The sequence below is a fragment of the Bradyrhizobium sp. SZCCHNR1015 genome (assembly GCF_032489875.1).
Taxonomy (GTDB): Bacteria; Pseudomonadota; Alphaproteobacteria; order Rhizobiales; family Xanthobacteraceae; genus Bradyrhizobium.
The window spans coordinates 307,680-325,263 of the sequence record NZ_JAUEYW010000002.1 but is presented as its reverse complement, the minus strand read 5'-3'; the positions used below and the strand labels follow the sequence as shown (position 1 = coordinate 325,263).

Genomic DNA, 17,584 nt, shown 5'->3' with positions numbered 1-17,584 from the left:
GTGCAGGACGACGCGTGAACCGCGCGCTTCTGAAGCAGCGCATGTCACGCAGGAAATCGGGGTCCGGTTGTGCTGAAGGGCGATCCAGTAGCAGACTTGGGCGGGCGTGACGAGCCATGAACAGCCCTTCTTTCATGGATTTGGCGCTGAAAGCGGCCGAATCGGCCGCAATTTCCGGCGAGGTGCCGATCGGCTGCGTCGTCGTCCGTGACAACGCGGTCATCGCCACCGCCGCCAACCGCACTTTGACCGACCGCGACCCGACCGCGCATGCCGAGATCCTGGCACTGCGGCAGGCGGCCCAGGTCGTCGGCAGCGAGCGGCTGGTCGAGTGCGACCTCTACGTCACGCTCGAGCCGTGCACGATGTGCGCTGGCGCGATCTCCTTCGCGCGCATCCGACGGCTGTATTACGGGGCCGCCGATCCGAAGGGCGGTGCGGTCGAGTCGGGTGTGCGCTTCTTCACGGCGCCGACCTGCCATCACGCCCCGGAGGTCTATTCGGCGGTGGGCGAGCAGCAGGCGGCGCAGATGCTGAAGGAGTTCTTCAAGGCGCGGCGGTGAGGCCTATGCAGCCGCCTCCTTGCGCAGCGCGCGAAAGCTCATGCGAACCGGGAGGCTGGAGACGCCGCTCATGAAGGGCGACCGCACCCGGCGCACCCGCCCGGCGAGTTCGATCCGTTCGGTCCGGCGCAGCAACTCCGCAAATAGCGCCCGCATCTGCATCCGCGCCAGCTGCAGTCCCATGCAGATGTGCGGACCACGGCCGAAGGCGATGTGCGGGTTCGGACTGCGATCGATCCGGAACGCGCCGGCGTCCTCGAACACGGTCTCGTCGCGATTGGCCGAATGGAAGAACAAGGCCAGCGCATCGCCTTCGCGAATGCGTTGCCCCCCGACCTCGGTGTCGCAGACCGCGGTGCGCATGAAGTGCCGCACCGGCGAGGTCCAGCGCAGCATTTCCTCGATCGCCGGATCGAGCAGCTCGGGCTCGGCCCGCAGCCGCACCATCTGCTCGGGCGCCGCGAGCAGCGCCGCCAGGCCGCCCGCCAATGCGAGCGCCGTCGTATCGTGGCCCGCCGTGACCAGCAGGATGAAGTAGGAGATCAGCTCGTAATGCGGCATTGCCGCGCCATGCGGCGCGGCATGCGCAATCAGGCTGGCGAGATCGTCGCGCGGTCGGGCGCGCCGGTCGGCCACGACGGCTTCGAAATAATCGCGCAGCGCCAGCATGGCCATCCGCATCGTATCGCCCGGCGCCTCGGCGAGACGGCGCCGCGGATCCTCGGCGCCCACGAAGGCCTGGGCGAGCCGCGCAAGCCGGGCATCGTCGGCCTCCGGCGTGCCCAGCATGCGGCCGATCACCCGGAAGGTGAAGGGCAGCGCCACGTCGCCTGCGAAGTCGCAACTGGCGCCGCGCGCGGAAACCCGGTCGATGATCTCGGCGGCCCATTGCGACAGCCATGTCTCCATCTCGCGCAAGACCGGCGGCGCAAAGGCGCCTTGGATGATGCCGCGATAAACGCCGTGATCCGGCGGATCCATCTCGGTCAGGCTGCGCACGAGTTGCGGCTTGCCGGTGACACGCTGCAGCACGGCCTCGGAGGTCTCGCTGGCGAGATAGGTGCGCGGGCCCGCGGCAAACTCATTGCTCCGTGTCTCGATCGAGACAATGTCGGCATAGCGCGTGACCGCCCGGAACGGACGAACGCCCGAGCGTTCAACCCAATGCAGCGGCGCGCGCTGGCGCAGCAGCGCACAGGCGCGTTCCAGCCGCGTTGGGTCGGCGTGACCTCGCGAGGAGATCAGCACGTCCACAGCACGCTCGACGGCGGCGCTGCGGCGATCTGTCTGCGAGGATAGCGACGGAACAGCCGACATCAGTGCGAGAGCCCTGCTTGCGACGGGGCGGCATGAGTCAGGCGGCGCACCAGGAGCGTGAACTCCTTCATCCCGTAGTTGCCGATGACCTCGACGGCCGCCGCAAACTCCTGCTCGCAGTGGGTGGCCCAAACGTCCGGCGTAGTGCGATACAGGCGCGCCTTGGCGGGATCGCCGTCCTGCTCCTCATCAGCGGCCGCTCGCATGAAATTGACGGCAAAGCCGCGCCGGCTGGTCGCGAACATGCGCTGCAACATGGCTTTGATGTAGCCTTCCCAGGCGTCGCGCGAATAGCCGACGTTGACGTTCATGATGCCCGAGGCGACCGAATAGTCGGCGATGCGCGGGCTCTCCGACGCGACGACGAAGCGCCGCAAGGGGGCGGCAAAGCGGCGCCGCGCCCGGCTGATCATGGCGCGGGACAGGTCGATGCCGAGATAGTCAATCTCACAGGACGCAAAACGCGATTCAAGAAACGGCACCAGCGCGCCATAGCCGCAACCGATGTCATTGAGGCTGAACGGCGCCGACACGTCGCACAGCTTCATCAGTTGCACGAAGCGCAGGCCCTGCGTCGCCTCGCACGACCAGTCAACGCCGCGCGGCGTTGCGCCGTGACGCGCAACGCAGGCAGAGTAATAGGCATCGACGTCCGCCTGGATCAAGCCGAGGCTCGGAACGTCCTTCGCCGTGCGTGTGGCAGATCTGGCGCTCACTGCATGCTGAGCTCTCGAGCGCGCCGCTCCCGCACCGTCTTTGCAATCTGCTGTCGCACGACGCGGCCGGGCGTCGTCGGAATCGACACGATGACGTGCACGTCGGACGCGAAGACGACAGGCCGTCCACGAGAGACAGTGACGCGCGGATCATCGGCGGCCGAATGACAGACGAGCGAGATCGGCAACGGCGCGCCCGATTCCAGATCCTCCTTGAAAGCCTCGACGACTCGATCGTGACCATTCACGCCGTCGCGGTCCGAAGGATAGGTCTTGAGATGATCCAGGAATTTGTACCAGCGACGGCGCTCATTCCAGTCGGCAGGCACGATGCCAAGCAAGGTGAACGAGCGCTGCAGGCCATGCTCGGCAGAAAAGATCCCGAACTCGCGCTGCAACTCGGCCATCTCCGGCACCGCGTCAGCCTCGAACCGCTTGTTGAACTGAACCACGACGTCGAGCGTCGTGCTGTCCTTCATCATCGCTCCCATAACGGCTTCCTCCCGATAGCGCAGAATGCACCGGTGTCATGGTGCCTTCTTTTCTCCGGACCATCAAGGGCGATCTGGCGCCAATGGGACAGTGAAGCTGAACGGCACAAGGCAGCGCTCAGCTTCTCACGCACATCAGCACCGAACCGGGTCGGTGATCGCTCGAGACGGCACGGCGCGATAGACATCGACGTCAGAACAGGGGAATCGAGCAAAGAGCCTCGTCTCCGAAGACGACCCTCGTGGTCGCCTCACTTCTTGCGTTTTTCGACCCGCCTCGCCCGTGCGGTCTCAGCGGCCTGCTTGCGTGCCTCACGACCGGGCGTCGTCGGGATAGAGATAATGACGTGCTTGTCGAGGGAGAAAACGATCGGACGTCCTTCCGACACGGTGACACGGGGATCCTCTGCCGCAGAGTGACAGACGATCGAGACCGGCAGCGGCTTTTCGCACTCCAGATCATCCTTGAACGCCTGGATCACACGATCATGGCCGTTCACGCTGGCGATGTCCGATGGATACGTCTTCAGAAACTCGAGAAACTTGTACCAGCGCCGCCGCTCGGACCAATCGGCAGGCACGATTCCGAGCAAAGCAAAGGACTGCTGTAGACTATGCCTCAGCGAGAAGACCCCGAACTCCCGTTGCAGCTCGACCATTTCGGGCAAGGCATCTGCATCGAACCGTTTGTTGAGCTGCACGATAATATCAAGGGTAGTACTGTCTTTAATCATTACCCCCATTGTAACCCCCAAATCTGAAAAAGCCGGAATTCAACGAATCGACAATGCATGCATCATTGCATTGCTTCAAGATGCAATTGCAGTTTCTGAACTAATGAACGCAGACAGAACGCACCAGAGACATTCATGAGATGTCCTATCTGCTCAAGAAGTCCCGCAGCCTGCTCGTTCCTGCCGGCTCCGGCAAGAGCAAGGCCCAGAACGGTCGTCGCGTAACACTCCGCCACTCGATCCGTCTTTCGCTTGGCTACAAGGATCGCCTGTTTGCTGGCCTCGATGGCGGCATCGAAGTCGTCACTCCGGTAAAGCAGATCGGCATTTATGGCGGCCATGCGCGCCTCGAGCTCGAGCCCCGTCCTTGCGGCCCGAGCGGCTTCGATCGCGCCAACCATCTCATTCGTCGCGTCGGCGAATCGACCCGTCAAAGCCTGTTCGAGGCTTGCGCAGAGCAAGGTGAGCACGCGGATGTAGGGAATGCCGGATGTTTCAGCGAGATCGGAAACTCGCCTTGCGTGCTCGCGCGCAAGGCTCTGGTCTTCGACCATCCATGCCAGCTCCACGAGGTTGAAGTGGGGGACGAACTGGAGCACCGGTGCGACCTCGGATGAAGGCTGCTGCACCAATTCGAGAAGCTCGCTGCGAGCATCCTCGATCTGGCCGAGATGAGCCATTGCGCGCGCCCTGATGCATCTCACCCAATAGCTGACGTCAAAGCCGAGAATCTGGTTCGGGTTCAAACCAAGCGTGACGTGACTGTCGAAGCCGGCCTGGCTTGCCATTGCAGCGATGGCTGTATTGGCCGCCGAGAGCGCCTCGTTCATCCGTCCCGAATGTGTGTATGCCTGCGCCAGCATGGCGTTGACGGTCGCGTAGCGGCCAACATCCCCCTCGCCCGAGGTCAGCTTGATGGCGTTCTGCGCCAGGTCGACGTAGTCATCGGCCGCTCCCGTCGAAGCGAGCACGCGGCCATAAGCGCCGATCAACAACGGCTCATGCGCCTTGTCGGAGGAGCGGGCAAATCTCAACGCTTCTTCAGCAAAAGGCTTGACCTCTTCGGCCGAGATGCCTTCGCGCCAGCCGAAGTTCAGGATCTGGCCGCTGGCCAGCGCACGCAGGCGGTCGACGCGCTCCGATTGCGGCAGCGCCTGCAGCAGGGAGCGGATCTTCTTCCATAGCCGCAGCGCCTCCGCCGTGTTGGTGCGGCCGATCCAGCGCGCCGCGCGCTGCAGATGCTCGACCGCCTGCATGGTCTGGCCGGCGAACTCATAGTGCGAGGCGATCAGGGCGGCGAATTCGTCCTGCGTCCCCCAATCGAGCGCCTCGATCGCCTTGGCCACGGCAGCGTGGATCGTGCTCAGCCGGGACCGCAGCTGCATCGCATAGGCGACCTCCTGGATCAGCGGATGGCGAAAGGCGAGCACGCCCATGTCGAACGGCGGCAGATCGTAGAGAAGATCGGCCTGCCTGAGCTGAGCGAGCGCATCGAACAGCTCTGCGTCATCGATGCCGGTTACGGGCTTGAGCACCGCCAGCGCGACCGATCGGCCGATCACGGCCGCTGCTTCCAGCACGTTCTTGGCAGATTCGCCGAGACGATCGATGCGCGCGGCCACGACCGCATGCACGGTCGGCGGCAGTGGAATCGGTCCGATGCCACCCTTGAGACGGTAGGCGCCGCGCTCACCCTCGAAGCCGCCGCTTTCGGAAACGGCGCTGGCAAGTTCCTCGAGGAAGAACGGATTGCCCTGCGCGCGCTCGACGATGTCGCGCGCCAGCACCTCGAGCGAAGGATCGTCACCGAACACCCCGCGCAGCAGCTCGCTTGCCTCCTCGGAGGCAAGCGGGACGATGTGCAGTTCGTGAAACGGGGTCTGCTGCATGAAGGAGGCGGCGAAACCCGGCCTGTAGTTCACGACCAGCAGTGTCTTGGTGCCGATCGTGGCCTCCGCGAGCGCCTCGACGAATTCCTCGCTGGCCTCGTCGACCCAATGCAGGTCCTCGATCATGATCACCATGGCGCCGTCGGCGGGCGCCGCACGGAACAGCGTCTTGAACACGTTCAGCAGACGGGTCTTGAACACGCCGGGATCGAGCCGGAGCGCCGGCCGTGCCGGATCGGCGAGGTTCATGAAGTCCAGGAGCAGGACCAGCGCCGTGTCGGGCATGGCAATGGCTTCGAGCCGGTCGACCACGCGCTGGCGCGACACCTCCACCGGCTCCTTCGGCCGGATACCGAAGAAGTCGCGCAGCAATTCGAGCACCGGCTGGAACGGGGTGGCGCGGCCATGTGCCAGCACGCGCGCCTCGTAGACGCGAATGCCCTGGCGGCGACAGTGCTCGGCGAACTCGAAGCACAGCCGGCTCTTGCCGATGCCGGCCTCACCCACAATGCCGACGACAGCGCCGCGCGCCGCCAGGACGTCGTCGAGCTCGCGCTCGAGCACCGCAAGCTGGGCATTGCGCCCGATCAGCGGCAACAGGCGCTGGCCGCTGCGGAAGACGTCGCTCGCCGGCGCACTGAGGCGGCCGATCAGCTTGTAGATCGACACCGGCGAGGCGATGCCGCGCAGCGCGTGGGTGCCGAGCGGCTCGGCTTCGACGAACTGCCTGGCGCCGGTGTAGGTCTCCTTGCTGATCAGGATGGTGCCGGCCTCGGCCATGTGCTCCAGACGATTGGCGAGATGGACGTTGGCGCCGGCCGCGTCGTAGGTCTGGTACATGCTGTTCTCGACGACCTGGACGATCACCTCGCCGGTGTGCAGCCCGACCCGGACCTGCAAATGCGGGTCGGCGAGGCGCGCGATGGAGTCCTGCATCGCCAGCGCGCCGAGGCAGCCGCGAACCGCATGATCCTCATGCGGCACCGGCGCTCCGAACAGGGCCATGACGCCGTCACCCTGCGTCTTGTTGACGACGCCGTCATAGCGGTGGACCGCCTCCTTCATGAGGTTGAGCACCGGATCGAGCCGCTGCATCGCGAGCTCGGGATCGCCGAGGCTGTCGATCAGCTGGGTGGAATCGCGGATGTCGGCGAACAGGATGGTGAGACGCTTGCGTTCTCCACCCTTGCTGCTCAGGGTCCTCAGGACGCGCTGCGCCGCCTGGTCGGGCGGAGCCAGCCGGCCGGGCAACGGCGCGCCGCATTGGCCGCAGAAGCGATTCGACGGACTGTTGGTCTGGTTGCACGCCTCACATCTGAGGCTGAGCGGCTCGCCGCACCGGTCGCACGAGGCTCTCCCTGGCTGATTCTGCCTGCCGCACCGCGCGCATTCCATGGCCCCTCCGTTCCACGGCGGAACTGATTCATCCCATCAAGGCATGAGTCTATGGAACTGCCACAATTCGCACGGGAAAAATAGCCTTGCGGGGCCGACTGCGGCGATCACGATGCTCAGCCCTGACCGCTTTCCTGCGCCACCGCCTGCCAGGCAATGTCGCGCCGGCAGAAGCCGTCGGCCCATTTGATGCGGTCGACGGCCTGATAGGCCCGCGCCTGAGCCTCGGTGACGGTCTTGCCCGACGCGCAGACATTGAGGACGCGCCCGCCATTGGCGAGAATGGCGCCGTCCTTTGCCACCGTACCGGCGTGGAAGATCTCGACGCCCTCGATCCTCGCGGCGTCGTCGAGCCCCTCGATGACACCGCCCTTGGCGTAGTCGCCGGGATAGCCCTTCGCGGCCATGACAACGGTGACGGCAGCCTCGGGAAACCAGCGCAGGTCGAAATTCTTCAACTGCCCGTCGCAGGCGACCAGCATGGCGGGCACGAGATCCGACATCATCCGCAGCATCAGCACCTGACATTCCGGATCGCCAAAGCGGACATTGTATTCGAACAGCTTCGGCCCCTGGGCCGTCAGCATCAGGCCGGCATAGAGAATGCCCTTGAAGGGTGTGCCCCGGGCGTTCATCCCGGCAATGGTCGGCTGAATGATCTGATTCATGATCTTGTCATGAATCTCCTGCGTCACGAACGGCGTCGGGGAATACGCTCCCATGCCGCCGGTGTTCGGTCCCTGGTCGTGATCGAACACCCGCTTGTGGTCCTGGGCGGAGGCCAGCGGTATCGCGGTCTCGCCGTCGCACAACGCGAAGAACGACACCTCCCGACCTTCGAGAAACTCCTCGATGACGACCTCGGTGCCGGCAACGCCAAAGCCGCCCTCGAACATCATCTTGATGGCGTCCTCGGCGTCGGCAACCGTCTTGGCGACGACGACGCCCTTGCCGGCCGCCAGCCCGTCCGCCTTGACGACGATCGGAGCGCCGTGCTCGCGGACGTAGGCGAGCGCCTCCGGAGCGTTGTCGAAGCGGGAATAGGCGCCGGTCGGGATGTCGTATTCGGCGCAGAGATCCTTGGTGTATCCCTTGGAGCCCTCGAGCTTGGCGGCGAGCCTGGACGGGCCGAACGCCTTGATGCCGGCCGCCTCGAGATCATCGACGATGCCGGCGGCGAGCGGCGTCTCGGGGCCGACCACCACCAGGTCCACCTTGTTCGCCCGGCAGAAGGCGATCACCGCCGCATGATCGGCGACGTCGAGCGCGACACATTCGGCCTCCTTGGCGATTCCGGCATTGCCGGGCGCGCACCACAGCTTGTTGAGCAGCGGCGAGCCGGCGATCTTCCAGGCGAGCGCGTGCTCGCGGCCGCCGGAACCAAGGAGCAGAATGTTCATCGTCGATGCCGTCGCAGAGGGGTGGGCCAATTTGGACGCCCCAATTGCCCGGCCCTCGCAACGGAGTCAAATCATGGCTCAGGCGGCTTCGCGGCGGCCCCGGCAATGATGCCCTGCAGGTTCGCGACATAGCGGGCGAAGGCCGCACGGCCGGCCGCGGTCGCCGTCACCGTGGTCTGCGGCTTCTTGCCGACGAAGGCCTTGTCCACGGCGACGTAGCCGGCGCGCGCCAGCGTGTCGATGTGAGCGCCGAGATTACCGTCGGTGGCGCCGGTCAGCTTCTTCAGCCGGACGAATTCCAGCCCGGCCCCGGCCGGCAGGGCATTCAGCGCCGCCATGATCCTCAGCCGCAGCGGCTGGTGGATGATCTCGTCGAGCTCCGCCAAGCCGTCAGCTCCGCCGCATCCATAGGCCGCCGAGAACCAGGCCGCCGCCATTGACGAACGCCATCCACAACGGGAAAGCCGCGCCGATGAAGAGATAGCCGACCAGGGTCAACGCGGTCACACAGAGACCGAAGATCGTGAACGCGATGCCGAACCACAATCCGGCCAGGCCATAGAACAGCATGAAATAGACCGGCCAGAACGCGCCCATCTCGCGCGGCCCGAAATGGCCGATCGCCTCGACGAAGAAGCCGAAGGCGAAGAACATGACGAAGGCGAGCAGCGCCCTGACGTCGAAGCTGCGCACGCCGGAGCGCACCTTCTCTGCCGCACCCAACGTCAGCGATCCGGCAAGACCGAGAACATAGACCGCCAGCCAGGCCTTGCCGGCGTAATAAGGTGTGAGATAGGTCACGAGATTGCCGGCGAAGACGAGAACGCCCCAGAGGATCATCAGCAGGCTCGACAGCCGATAGATCTGCGACTGCCGCACGCGCTTCATCACATCCTCGATGTCGCCGAGCGCCCGCGCGGCTTCCAGGCTGTCGATCATGCGGTTTGAACCTCTAGCGCTTAGCCACGTCTTCGGCGATCGCGCTCACCGCCTGCGGCGCCGACACGATCTCCATGTGATTGACGCCCGCGATCAGCTTCACGTCAACGCCGCGCGCGACGGCGTGCACCGCATCTGCATATTTGTCGGCGAGCATCAGCTCGTCATCGGCGCCGGCGATAACGGTCACCGGGTGCTTCGCCGCGGCGAGATCGGCCTTGTAGCCGCGGGTCGCGAAATTGCGGAACAGCCGGTAGCTGTAGGTCGGCGCCAGGAATTTCTCCGAGTTCGGCCTGACAGCAAAGGCCAGCACGGGCAGTGCCTCGCAACACGGCATACCGATGCGCCTGAGCGCGCCGAGCGCCAGGATGCGCGGAATGTCGGGACCGGCCCAGCCGCCCGAATTCTCACGGTTGGTCGGCGCATCGTAGCCGAGATAGGGCGACAGCAGCACGGTGCGCGTGAACAGGTCCTGGATCGGGGCGCTCGCCGCGCGCAGCGCAAAGCCGCCGCCTGCGGAATGGCCGAGCAGGACGATCGGCTCGGTCGGGATCGACCTCCTGAGCTCGGCGACGAGGTCGGCCAGATCGTCTTCGAGCTGTCCGAGATAGCCAATGTCGCCGCGGGTGCCGGAGCCGCCATGGCCGCGAATGTCGGGCGCGAAGGTCTCGATGCCGCGCGCCGCCAAAGCATCGGCGAGAGCATGCACGGCGACGCTGGAGCCGGAGGAGCCGTGGACGACGATCGCGACCTTGCCGACAGCCGCCCCGCGCGCCGGGTAATGGCGATAGGCCAGCTCGGTGCCATCGCGGGCGCTGAAGCGCTGCAGCCCTGGCATGGTGCTGCGGTCGACCCGTCCGGCCGTCTCCGAGATCGACTTGAGCTCGGGCGGGCGCGCAAGCGGCGTCGCGATCATCGCGGCCAGAACCAAAGCGAGCACGCCGACGAGGCAGAGCGCTCCTCCTAGGGCCCGAAACAGGACCTTCGCACCGCGTCGCATGCTCTCCTCCACTCACCCAATTTATAGAGTACTCTGTATAACAGAGTTATCGAAAAGACAACGGCTTGATTGGCGGCGGACGCGGAAAGCCCCTACCTTGGCTGCTGCTCCCCGAACCGAATCAGCCAGCGATGCCGCCTGCGGAAGCCTTGCCCAACGCGCCCGAATTCACCGTCACCGAGCTGTCCTCGGCGCTGAAGCGCTCGGTCGAGGACCAGTTCGGCCATGTCCGGGTGCGCGGCGAGATCACCGGCTTTCGCGGGCCGCATTCCTCGGGGCATTGCTATTTCGCGCTCAAGGACGAGAGCGCCAAGATCGAGGCGGTGATCTGGAAGGGCGTGCATGGCCGCATGCGCTTCAAGCCCCAGGAGGGGCTCGAGGTGATCGCCACCGGCAAGCTCACCACCTATCCCAACTCGTCGAAGTACCAGATCGTCATCGAGGCGCTGGAGCCGGCCGGGATCGGCGCGCTGATGGCGCTGATGGAGGAGCGCAAGCGGAAGCTCGGGGCCGAAGGACTGTTCGACCCCGCGCGCAAGCAATTGCTGCCGTGGCTTCCCGAGGTGATCGGCGTCGTCACCTCGCCGACCGGCGCCGTCATCCGCGACATCCTGCACCGGCTCGAGGACCGCTTTCCCCGGCGCGTGCTGGTCTGGCCCGTGAAGGTACAGGGCGAGGGCTCGGCCGAGCAGGTCGCCGCCGCGATCCGCGGCTTCAACGCCTTGCCCGAGGGCGGTCCGATCCCGCGGCCCGACGTGCTGATCGTCGCGCGCGGTGGCGGCTCGCTGGAGGACCTGTGGTCGTTCAACGAGGAGATCGTGGTCCGCGCCGCGGCCGAGAGCATGATCCCGCTGATCTCGGCGGTCGGCCACGAGACCGACGTGACCTTGATCGATTTCGCCGCGGACAAACGTGCGCCGACTCCGACAGCAGCCGCGGAAATGGCGGTGCCGGTGCGCAGCGAGCTGATGCAGGAGGTCGCAAGCCTCGCGCGCCGTGTCAGCGTCTGCTGGCAGCGTGGCCAGGAGAGCCGCCGCAACGAGCTGCGCGCCGCCGCGCGCGCTCTGCCCGGCGCCGGTGATCTGCTCGCCATTCCCAGGCAGCGGCTGGATTCGGCGGCCGCCAGCCTGCCGCGCGCGCTGAAGACCAACACGCATGTGCACTTCCGCCAGTTCGCGGCGGCGAGCGCCAAGCTCACTCTGCGCGTGCTGCACGCGCAGATCTCGCAATCGCGCCATCGCCTGATCGCGTCGTCCGAACGGCTGTCGCTGTCGTCGCGCGGCCAGTTGCACCGGCGGCGCGAGCGGTTCGAGGCGCTCGATGCCCGCTTCAAGGCCTCTCGGCAGGCCTATGCGCAGGCCAAGCGCCAGGCCATCGGTCGCGAGCGCGACCGAACCGAACGTCTGGCCGAGCGGGCCCGGCGCGCGTTGCTGACCCAGCTTCAGCGCCTGTCGGCCCGCGTTGGCCAGAACGAGAAGCTCCTCACCGCTCTGTCCTATCGCAGCGTGCTGGCGCGCGGCTTTGCGCTGGTGCGTGACGAGGCCGGCCACCCGCTGCACCATGCCGCGAGCATCGGTCCGGGCGCCGCGCTCTCGATCGAATTTGCCGACGGCAAGGTCGCGGCCACGGCGGGCGCGGACCGCCCGCTTCCGCCGGCAGCGCCGTCATCGCCGAAACCTGCGCGCGAGGCCAAGCCTTCGGCAGCGAAGCGCACGCCCGATCCCGCCGATCAAGGCAGCCTGTTCTGATCGGTTCTCAGCGCGCCAGCCACTCGGCCACGAGCTTCTGCGCATCGGCGCGCGCCTCGGGATCGGAGCCGACATGGCCGCGCTCGGGCGCCCCGGCATCCGAGCCGGCAACCTGATGCAGCGGCAGGTTCACACGATCGAAATCGTGATAGGCGCCGGGATAGATCACGATGCGGGTCAGCGCGCTGCGGCCGCGCGCACCATCGATCATCTGTCGGCATGCGGGCGGCGAATAGACGTCGTCCAGCCCGCCGATCAGCACCAATGTCGGGACGCGCGTGCTCCAGCCGAGGCCGGACGAGGCACGGCAATCCGGGTAGAACGCCACCGCCGAGCGGAAATCGGGCGAGACATGCTGGGGCAATTGCGGGCGTACCGCCCATAACAGCGCGCTCGCACCGCTGGCCCAGCCGACCAGACTGACCCGGTCGGGCATCGCCCAGGCTTGCTTGGCCAGCCATTTCTGCGCGATCACGATGTCCGCGACACGCTCGCGCCGGCCGCTGATACGACGCTCCTTGACGCGGCATTGCGGGCCCAGCCCGCGCGAGCCGTAGCTGTCCGGCAGCAGGACGGCCTTGCCGTCCCCGACCAGTTCCTCCGCCCAGTCGCGATAACGCGGCAGCACGGGCTCGGAGCGGCCGGAAAGCCCACCGCAGCCGTGCAGGGCAACGACGACCGGAAATGGGCCGGCCCCCTTCGGCCGGTAGAGCTGGGCGCGCAGCACATAGCTTCCCGAGGGAATCTCGACCGCGACGGGCGCCGGCAACGGCTCAGCCAAGGCTGAAAACGCCGTGGCGCAAAGCATTGAGACAACGATGGCGACGAGGGAGCGCATCAAACCAGCCGGGCGGGACAAGCGGCGGATATTGAAACCTAGCTAGCACGGAGTTTCGTGCAGAAGCATCACAAATCAGTGGGTTTGCGCGGGGGGACAGCGTCCCCCATCTATGCTAGGACATCATCGAAAATCGGCCTGTCGTGTGCGTGCGGCGCTCGCGGAGGGACTTCACGGCAAGGAATTGGAGATCGCGGACGTGCTCAACAAGTTTGGTCCCTCGGGCCAGGGCGAGGCGCAGGTGCAGTATCTGGATGGCGATTTCCGCGTGATCTCACCGGGAAGCTATGTGCGCTGCGCGGTCACCGATGTGCGGATTCCGCTGGACGAGCTGAAGTATTGGAGTGTCGATCTGCAGGAAGCCTACGCCGTGCCGACCGCCGTGCTGCAGCGGCATTATCCGGGCGCATTGAAGGCCAACGGCTGACCTTTACGCTTCGCTGCCAGTCGTTGCACAACCAGCGCGCGCAACGCGGCGAGATCGTCGAACTGCAGCGTGACCGGGAATGCCATGACATCGGGCGCGGCCTCATGGCCGCGGAACCGCACGAGATCTTTTTCCGTGGTCACCAGGGCAAATCCATCACGCCTCGCTTCGTTGGCGAGGGCTGCGACGTCGCCTGTCGTGAATGGGTGGTGATCCGGAAAGGCCCGCTCGCGCCTGACGTCGAGACCCGCGCCGCGAAGGGTGCGGAAGAAGCGGGCGGGATCGCCGATCCCGGCAAACGCCAGCAGCGGCCTGCCCTGCAACGCCGCAACGACCTTTGCATCGGGCTGCAACGCGGCCGAGAACACCGGCTTGCCGGCCGCCGAGACACGCGCAGCGACCAGATCGCTGGCTCGGCCGCCGCCGATCACGACCAACGCGTCGGTGCGCGCCAGTTGCGGCGGCAGCGGCGCGCGCAACGGTCCGGCGGGAAACACCTCGGCATTGCCGAGGCCGCGCGCGCCGTCCATCACGATCAGCGCGAGATCCTTGGTGATCGACGGATTCTGGAAGCCATCGTCCATCAGGATGACCGAGGCGCCCTGCGCCTTGACGAGGCCGATGCCGTCGGCGCGGTCGCGCGAGACGACGACCGGTACCCGCGCGGCCATCATCAGCGGCTCGTCACCGACATCGGCCGCCTGATGGATAGCGGGATCGACGGCCACGGGACCGTGCAGCCGGCCGCCATAGCCACGGCTCAGCACCACCGGCCGCTCGCCGAGGTCACGCAGCATGTCGGTCAGCGCCAGCACGGTCGGCGTCTTGCCGGCGCCGCCGACATGGAAATTGCCGACGCAGATCACCGGCAGGCCTGCATCGACGCCGACTTGCGCCATGCGGCGTGCGGCAATGGCACCGTAGAGTGTCGAGAGCGGGGACAGCAGACGCGATTGCCAGGAGGGCGGCCGATGCCAGAAGGCCGGCTCACGCATCGCCGGCGGCCCCCATCTCGAGCCTGACCTGCAACAGATACGGCTCGAGCGCCGACAGCGTCCGCTCCAGCGCGCCACCGAGCTGATCGACGACGCGCGTGCCTGCCGCAACCAGGCTGTTGCCGGCTGCGGGATCGGCGAGCAGCTGCCGGAGCTGCCGGATCAGCGCCTCCTGATCGTGGGCGAGCCGGGCTCCCCCGGCCTTGTCCAGCGCCTCGTAGACGTCGGTGAAATTGAACACGTGCGGGCCATGCACGATCGCCGCGCCGAGCTTGACCGCCTCGATCGGGTTCTGGCCGCCATGCTCGACCAGCGACCCGCCCATGAACACGACCGGCGCCAGCCGGTAGAACAGGCCGAGCTCACCCATGGTATCGGCGACGTAGATGTCGGTGCCGGCGAGCGGCTGGTCCTCGCGCGACCGCAAGGCGCCCTGCAGGCCGGCGCTTGCGACGAGCTCCGCGACCGCCGGGCCGCGATGCGGATGGCGCGGCACGATCACGGTGAGCAGCGACGGATAGGCCGCAGACAAGGCCTTATGGGCCGCGATCAGGATCTCGTCCTCGCCGGGATGCGTGGAGGCGGCGACGACGACCGGACGGCCGCGCGTCATCGCCGTGAGCCGATCGAGCTTCGCCGGATCGGCGGGCGGCGCCGGCACGTCGAGCTTGAGATTGCCGGTGGTGATGACGTTGCGCGCGCCGAGCGCGGAGAACCGGTCGGCATCCGCCTGCGACTGCGTCAGGAAGAGATCAAAGCGTCCCAGCAAAGCGGAGATGGTGCCGGACATGCGGCGCCAGCGCGGGAACGAGCGCGGCGACATGCGGCCGTTGATCACCACCATCGGCACCCGCCGCGAGGCACCGGCCAGGATCAGGTTGGGCCAGAGATCGGACTCGATGAACAGCCCGAGCGAGGGACGCCAATGATCGAGAAACCGCTCGACGAAGCGCGGCGTGTCATAGGGCACGTATTGGTGGATCACGTCGGGTGGGAAACGCTTGGCCACGATCGCGGCCGAGGTCACGGTGCCGGACGTGATGAGGATGCGGATGTTGAGCTCACGCAGCCGCTCGATCAGTGCCGCCGCCGCGAGCACCTCGCCGACGCTGGCGCCGTGAATCCAGACCAGCGGACCCAGCGGGCGGGTGTCGTGGCTCAGGCCGCGACGCTCGTCGGTCCGCTCCGGATCCTCCTTGCCATGCTTGAGCCGCTGCCTGATCAGGGCCGGCGCAAGCGGCGATGCCGCCGAGGACAACCCGCGGTAGACACGCAGGGCCATCGGCAGCGGGCTAGGCACTCGATGCTCCCGACGCGACCGGAGGGGGACAGGCCTCGGGACGGCCGACGATCTCATAGGCGCGGCGCATGCATTGGTTCAGCGTCGCCTCGAGGTCGAGACGCGCCTCTTCCATCATCGCGGCGTCGGCATCGCGCGGCACGTTGATTTCCTTGATTCCCACCAATGCGCCGCGGCCGAATGGCAAATTGATGGTGGTGCTGTCCCAGTTCTTCAGGCGGATGAAGCGGCTCGTGACCATTGCGAACGGCATGATCGGACGTCCTGTTTCACGCGCGAGCATGATGATGCCGAGACCCGCAATCCGCGCGCGCTTCGGCACATCGGCGGTCGATGCAACATTATAGTTGTCTTCGAGCGCCCGCACCATCTCCTTGAAAGCTCCTACTCCGCCTTTCCGGTGGAAGGAAGAGCCGTGATCGCCGGAGCCGCGGATGGTTCCGATGCCGAGCCGCTCCGCCGCGATCGCGTTGAACTCGCCGTCGCGATGGCGGGAGATCAGCACCTTGGCGCGATAGCTCGGCTTGTTCTTGATGAAGGGGGTCAGCAGATGCTGGCCGTGCCAGAACGCGAAGATCGCCGGCATCTGCGGCTCGACGATATCGTAGACCTCGGGCGGCTCATAGGTGAAGCGGTTGGTCAGCCACACCAGACGCAGGTACTCGGCGGCGAGGAACCCGACGGCGCGCTGGAACCAGCCGCTGCGCAGCGTATTGCGAACCAGATGTTTCAAGTGACGAGCTTTGCGTCTTACTTCGCGTCCTGACCGGGATCGAGCAGCCGGTGCAGGTGAACGATGAAATAGCGCATATGGGCGTTGTCGACCGTCATCTGCGCCTTGGCTCGCCAGGCGGCGTGGGCCGCCGCGTAGTTCGGATAGACACCGACGATGTCGACCTTGTCGAGATCCTTGAATTCGTTCTTGTCGAGGTTGATGAGCTCGCCGCCGATCACGAGGTGAAGGAGCTGCTGCGAGGCGCTATCTGTCATCGGTATCGTTTCCTAATCAGCGCCTTGCAGGCGAAATGGAGGGTGCGATCCAGGGGCGTCAGTCCGGCGGTAACCTGCGATACTGAGCGACGATGTCAGCATGTCGGTCGCGGCCCGCTGCCACCAGCACCCCGTGCACCACTTCCGGACGATTATAGAGGATCGCCTCGCCGGACAACGCGGTCATTTTACCACCCGCTTCCTGCACGATCAAATGAGCCGCCGCAAGGTCCCAATCGCGGCTTTGTCCGCCTGCAAAAGCGGCATCGAGCCCGCCATGCGCGACACGGCACAGGCGCAGCGCCAGCGAGCCGATTCGCGGATGCAGCTCAATCCGCGCCGCGTCCGGAGCCAGCCGCTCAACCAGCGGTTTCGGGCCGGCCACGCGCGAGAAATCGAGCTCGCGTCCAGGTGCAGCCCGAACCGGCTGTTCGTTCAACGTGGTGCCGCTACCGCGCGCGGCGAAGAAGAACTCCTCGCTGACCGGGACATGCACGGCGGCGAGTATCGGCGCACCGTGCTCGACCAGCGCAACGCTCACGCACCAGTCGTTGCGGCCGCCGAGATAGGACCGCGTGCCGTCGATCGGATCGACGATCCAGACCCGCGATCGACCAAGTCTCGCCCGATCATCCGCGCTCTCCTCGGACAGCCAGCCGTAATCCGGCGTTGCGGATCGCAGCCTGCGTTCGAGCAGCGCATTGACCGCCATGTCGGCTTCGGAAACGGGCGACGACGCCCCCTTGGTCCATTTGCGCAGCTCCGTTCCGAACATCGAACGTGCGAGCTCGCCGGCTTCGCGCACCGCCTCTTTGAGGAGCCCGGCGTCCGCCGCCAGGCTC

18 protein-coding genes are annotated in these 17,584 nt (G+C 66.3%); 3 read left to right on the top strand and 15 right to left on the bottom strand.

Annotated elements, in window-relative coordinates:
* The first annotated feature begins 116 nt into the window (after positions 1–116).
* On the top strand, positions 117–563 hold the full coding sequence (locus tag QX128_RS05185; protein ID WP_315801931.1) for a nucleoside deaminase: 447 nt from the start codon (positions 117–119) through the stop codon (positions 561–563).
* 3 nt (positions 564–566) lie between these two features.
* Here QX128_RS05185 and QX128_RS05180 read toward each other — a convergent pair whose 3' ends face one another.
* The 9 genes from QX128_RS05180 to QX128_RS05140 form a co-directional block, all read right to left on the bottom strand.
* Positions 567–1,880 (bottom strand): cytochrome P450, encoded by a 1,314-nt coding sequence (locus QX128_RS05180; protein WP_316236850.1) that lies wholly within the window; start codon positions 1,878–1,880, stop codon positions 567–569.
* The gene (locus QX128_RS05175) at positions 1,880–2,596 is read right to left on the bottom strand and encodes a class I SAM-dependent methyltransferase (RefSeq protein ID WP_316217123.1); all 717 of its coding nucleotides are present in this window, start codon (positions 2,594–2,596) and stop codon (positions 1,880–1,882) included. The genes QX128_RS05180 and QX128_RS05175 overlap by 1 nt, the downstream gene beginning before the upstream one ends.
* The gene (locus QX128_RS05170; RefSeq protein WP_315801928.1) at positions 2,593–3,003 is read right to left on the bottom strand and encodes a hypothetical protein; all 411 of its coding nucleotides are present in this window, start codon (positions 3,001–3,003) and stop codon (positions 2,593–2,595) included. The genes QX128_RS05175 and QX128_RS05170 overlap by 4 nt, the downstream gene beginning before the upstream one ends.
* 335 nt (positions 3,004–3,338) lie before the next feature.
* Positions 3,339–3,788, bottom strand: coding sequence for a hypothetical protein (locus QX128_RS05165; RefSeq protein WP_315801927.1), 450 nt, complete (start codon positions 3,786–3,788; stop codon positions 3,339–3,341).
* 95 nt (positions 3,789–3,883) lie between these two features.
* Positions 3,884–7,105: an adenylate/guanylate cyclase domain-containing protein gene (locus tag QX128_RS05160; RefSeq protein ID WP_316236849.1), complete on the bottom strand. Its 3,222-nt coding sequence runs from the start codon at positions 7,103–7,105 to the stop codon at positions 3,884–3,886.
* A 116-nt stretch (positions 7,106–7,221) separates the two neighbouring features.
* On the bottom strand, positions 7,222–8,505 hold the full coding sequence (gene purD, locus QX128_RS05155; protein WP_316236848.1) for a phosphoribosylamine--glycine ligase: 1,284 nt from the start codon (positions 8,503–8,505) through the stop codon (positions 7,222–7,224).
* Between the two features lie 71 nt (positions 8,506–8,576).
* On the bottom strand, positions 8,577–8,891 hold the full coding sequence (locus QX128_RS05150) for a transcriptional regulator (RefSeq protein WP_316217127.1): 315 nt from the start codon (positions 8,889–8,891) through the stop codon (positions 8,577–8,579).
* A 4-nt stretch (positions 8,892–8,895) separates the two neighbouring features.
* The gene (locus tag QX128_RS05145; RefSeq protein ID WP_316236847.1) at positions 8,896–9,444 is read right to left on the bottom strand and encodes a hypothetical protein; all 549 of its coding nucleotides are present in this window, start codon (positions 9,442–9,444) and stop codon (positions 8,896–8,898) included.
* Between the two features lie 13 nt (positions 9,445–9,457).
* Positions 9,458–10,444 (bottom strand): alpha/beta hydrolase, encoded by a 987-nt coding sequence (locus QX128_RS05140; protein ID WP_316236846.1) that lies wholly within the window; start codon positions 10,442–10,444, stop codon positions 9,458–9,460.
* Positions 10,445–10,575: 131 nt separating this feature from the next.
* Between QX128_RS05140 and xseA the strand changes: the two genes are divergently transcribed.
* Positions 10,576–12,192: an exodeoxyribonuclease VII large subunit gene (xseA, locus tag QX128_RS05135; protein ID WP_316236845.1), complete on the top strand. Its 1,617-nt coding sequence runs from the start codon at positions 10,576–10,578 to the stop codon at positions 12,190–12,192.
* A gap of 7 nt (positions 12,193–12,199) precedes the next feature.
* Here the strand turns inward: xseA and QX128_RS05130 are convergent, their stop codons facing one another.
* Entirely contained in the window at positions 12,200–13,030 is an 831-nt protein-coding gene (locus QX128_RS05130; protein ID WP_315801920.1) for a dienelactone hydrolase family protein, read from the bottom strand.
* Between the two features lie 199 nt (positions 13,031–13,229).
* Here QX128_RS05130 and QX128_RS05125 point away from each other — a divergent pair, with 199 nt between their 5' ends.
* The gene (locus tag QX128_RS05125; protein WP_315801919.1) at positions 13,230–13,457 is read left to right on the top strand and encodes a DUF2093 domain-containing protein; all 228 of its coding nucleotides are present in this window, start codon (positions 13,230–13,232) and stop codon (positions 13,455–13,457) included.
* Here QX128_RS05125 and lpxK read toward each other — a convergent pair.
* The 5 genes from lpxK to QX128_RS05100 are packed head-to-tail and all read right to left on the bottom strand — an operon-like array spanning position 13,427 to position 17,547.
* A complete protein-coding gene (lpxK, locus tag QX128_RS05120) occupies positions 13,427–14,452 on the bottom strand; it encodes a tetraacyldisaccharide 4'-kinase (protein ID WP_316236844.1) in 1,026 nt (341 codons plus the stop codon). The genes QX128_RS05125 and lpxK overlap by 31 nt on opposite strands.
* Positions 14,445–15,752, bottom strand: a complete 1,308-nt coding sequence (locus QX128_RS05115) for a 3-deoxy-D-manno-octulosonic acid transferase (RefSeq protein WP_315801917.1) — start codon at positions 15,750–15,752, stop codon at positions 14,445–14,447. The genes lpxK and QX128_RS05115 overlap by 8 nt, the downstream gene beginning before the upstream one ends.
* The gene (locus QX128_RS05110) at positions 15,745–16,485 is read right to left on the bottom strand and encodes a lysophospholipid acyltransferase family protein (RefSeq protein WP_315801916.1); all 741 of its coding nucleotides are present in this window, start codon (positions 16,483–16,485) and stop codon (positions 15,745–15,747) included. The genes QX128_RS05115 and QX128_RS05110 overlap by 8 nt, the downstream gene beginning before the upstream one ends.
* 17 nt (positions 16,486–16,502) lie before the next feature.
* Positions 16,503–16,742: a DUF4170 domain-containing protein gene (locus QX128_RS05105; RefSeq protein ID WP_009031572.1), complete on the bottom strand. Its 240-nt coding sequence runs from the start codon at positions 16,740–16,742 to the stop codon at positions 16,503–16,505.
* Between the two features lie 58 nt (positions 16,743–16,800).
* Positions 16,801–17,547: a 3'(2'),5'-bisphosphate nucleotidase CysQ gene (locus QX128_RS05100; protein WP_315802166.1), complete on the bottom strand. Its 747-nt coding sequence runs from the start codon at positions 17,545–17,547 to the stop codon at positions 16,801–16,803.
* Positions 17,548–17,584: the final 37 nt, after the last annotated feature.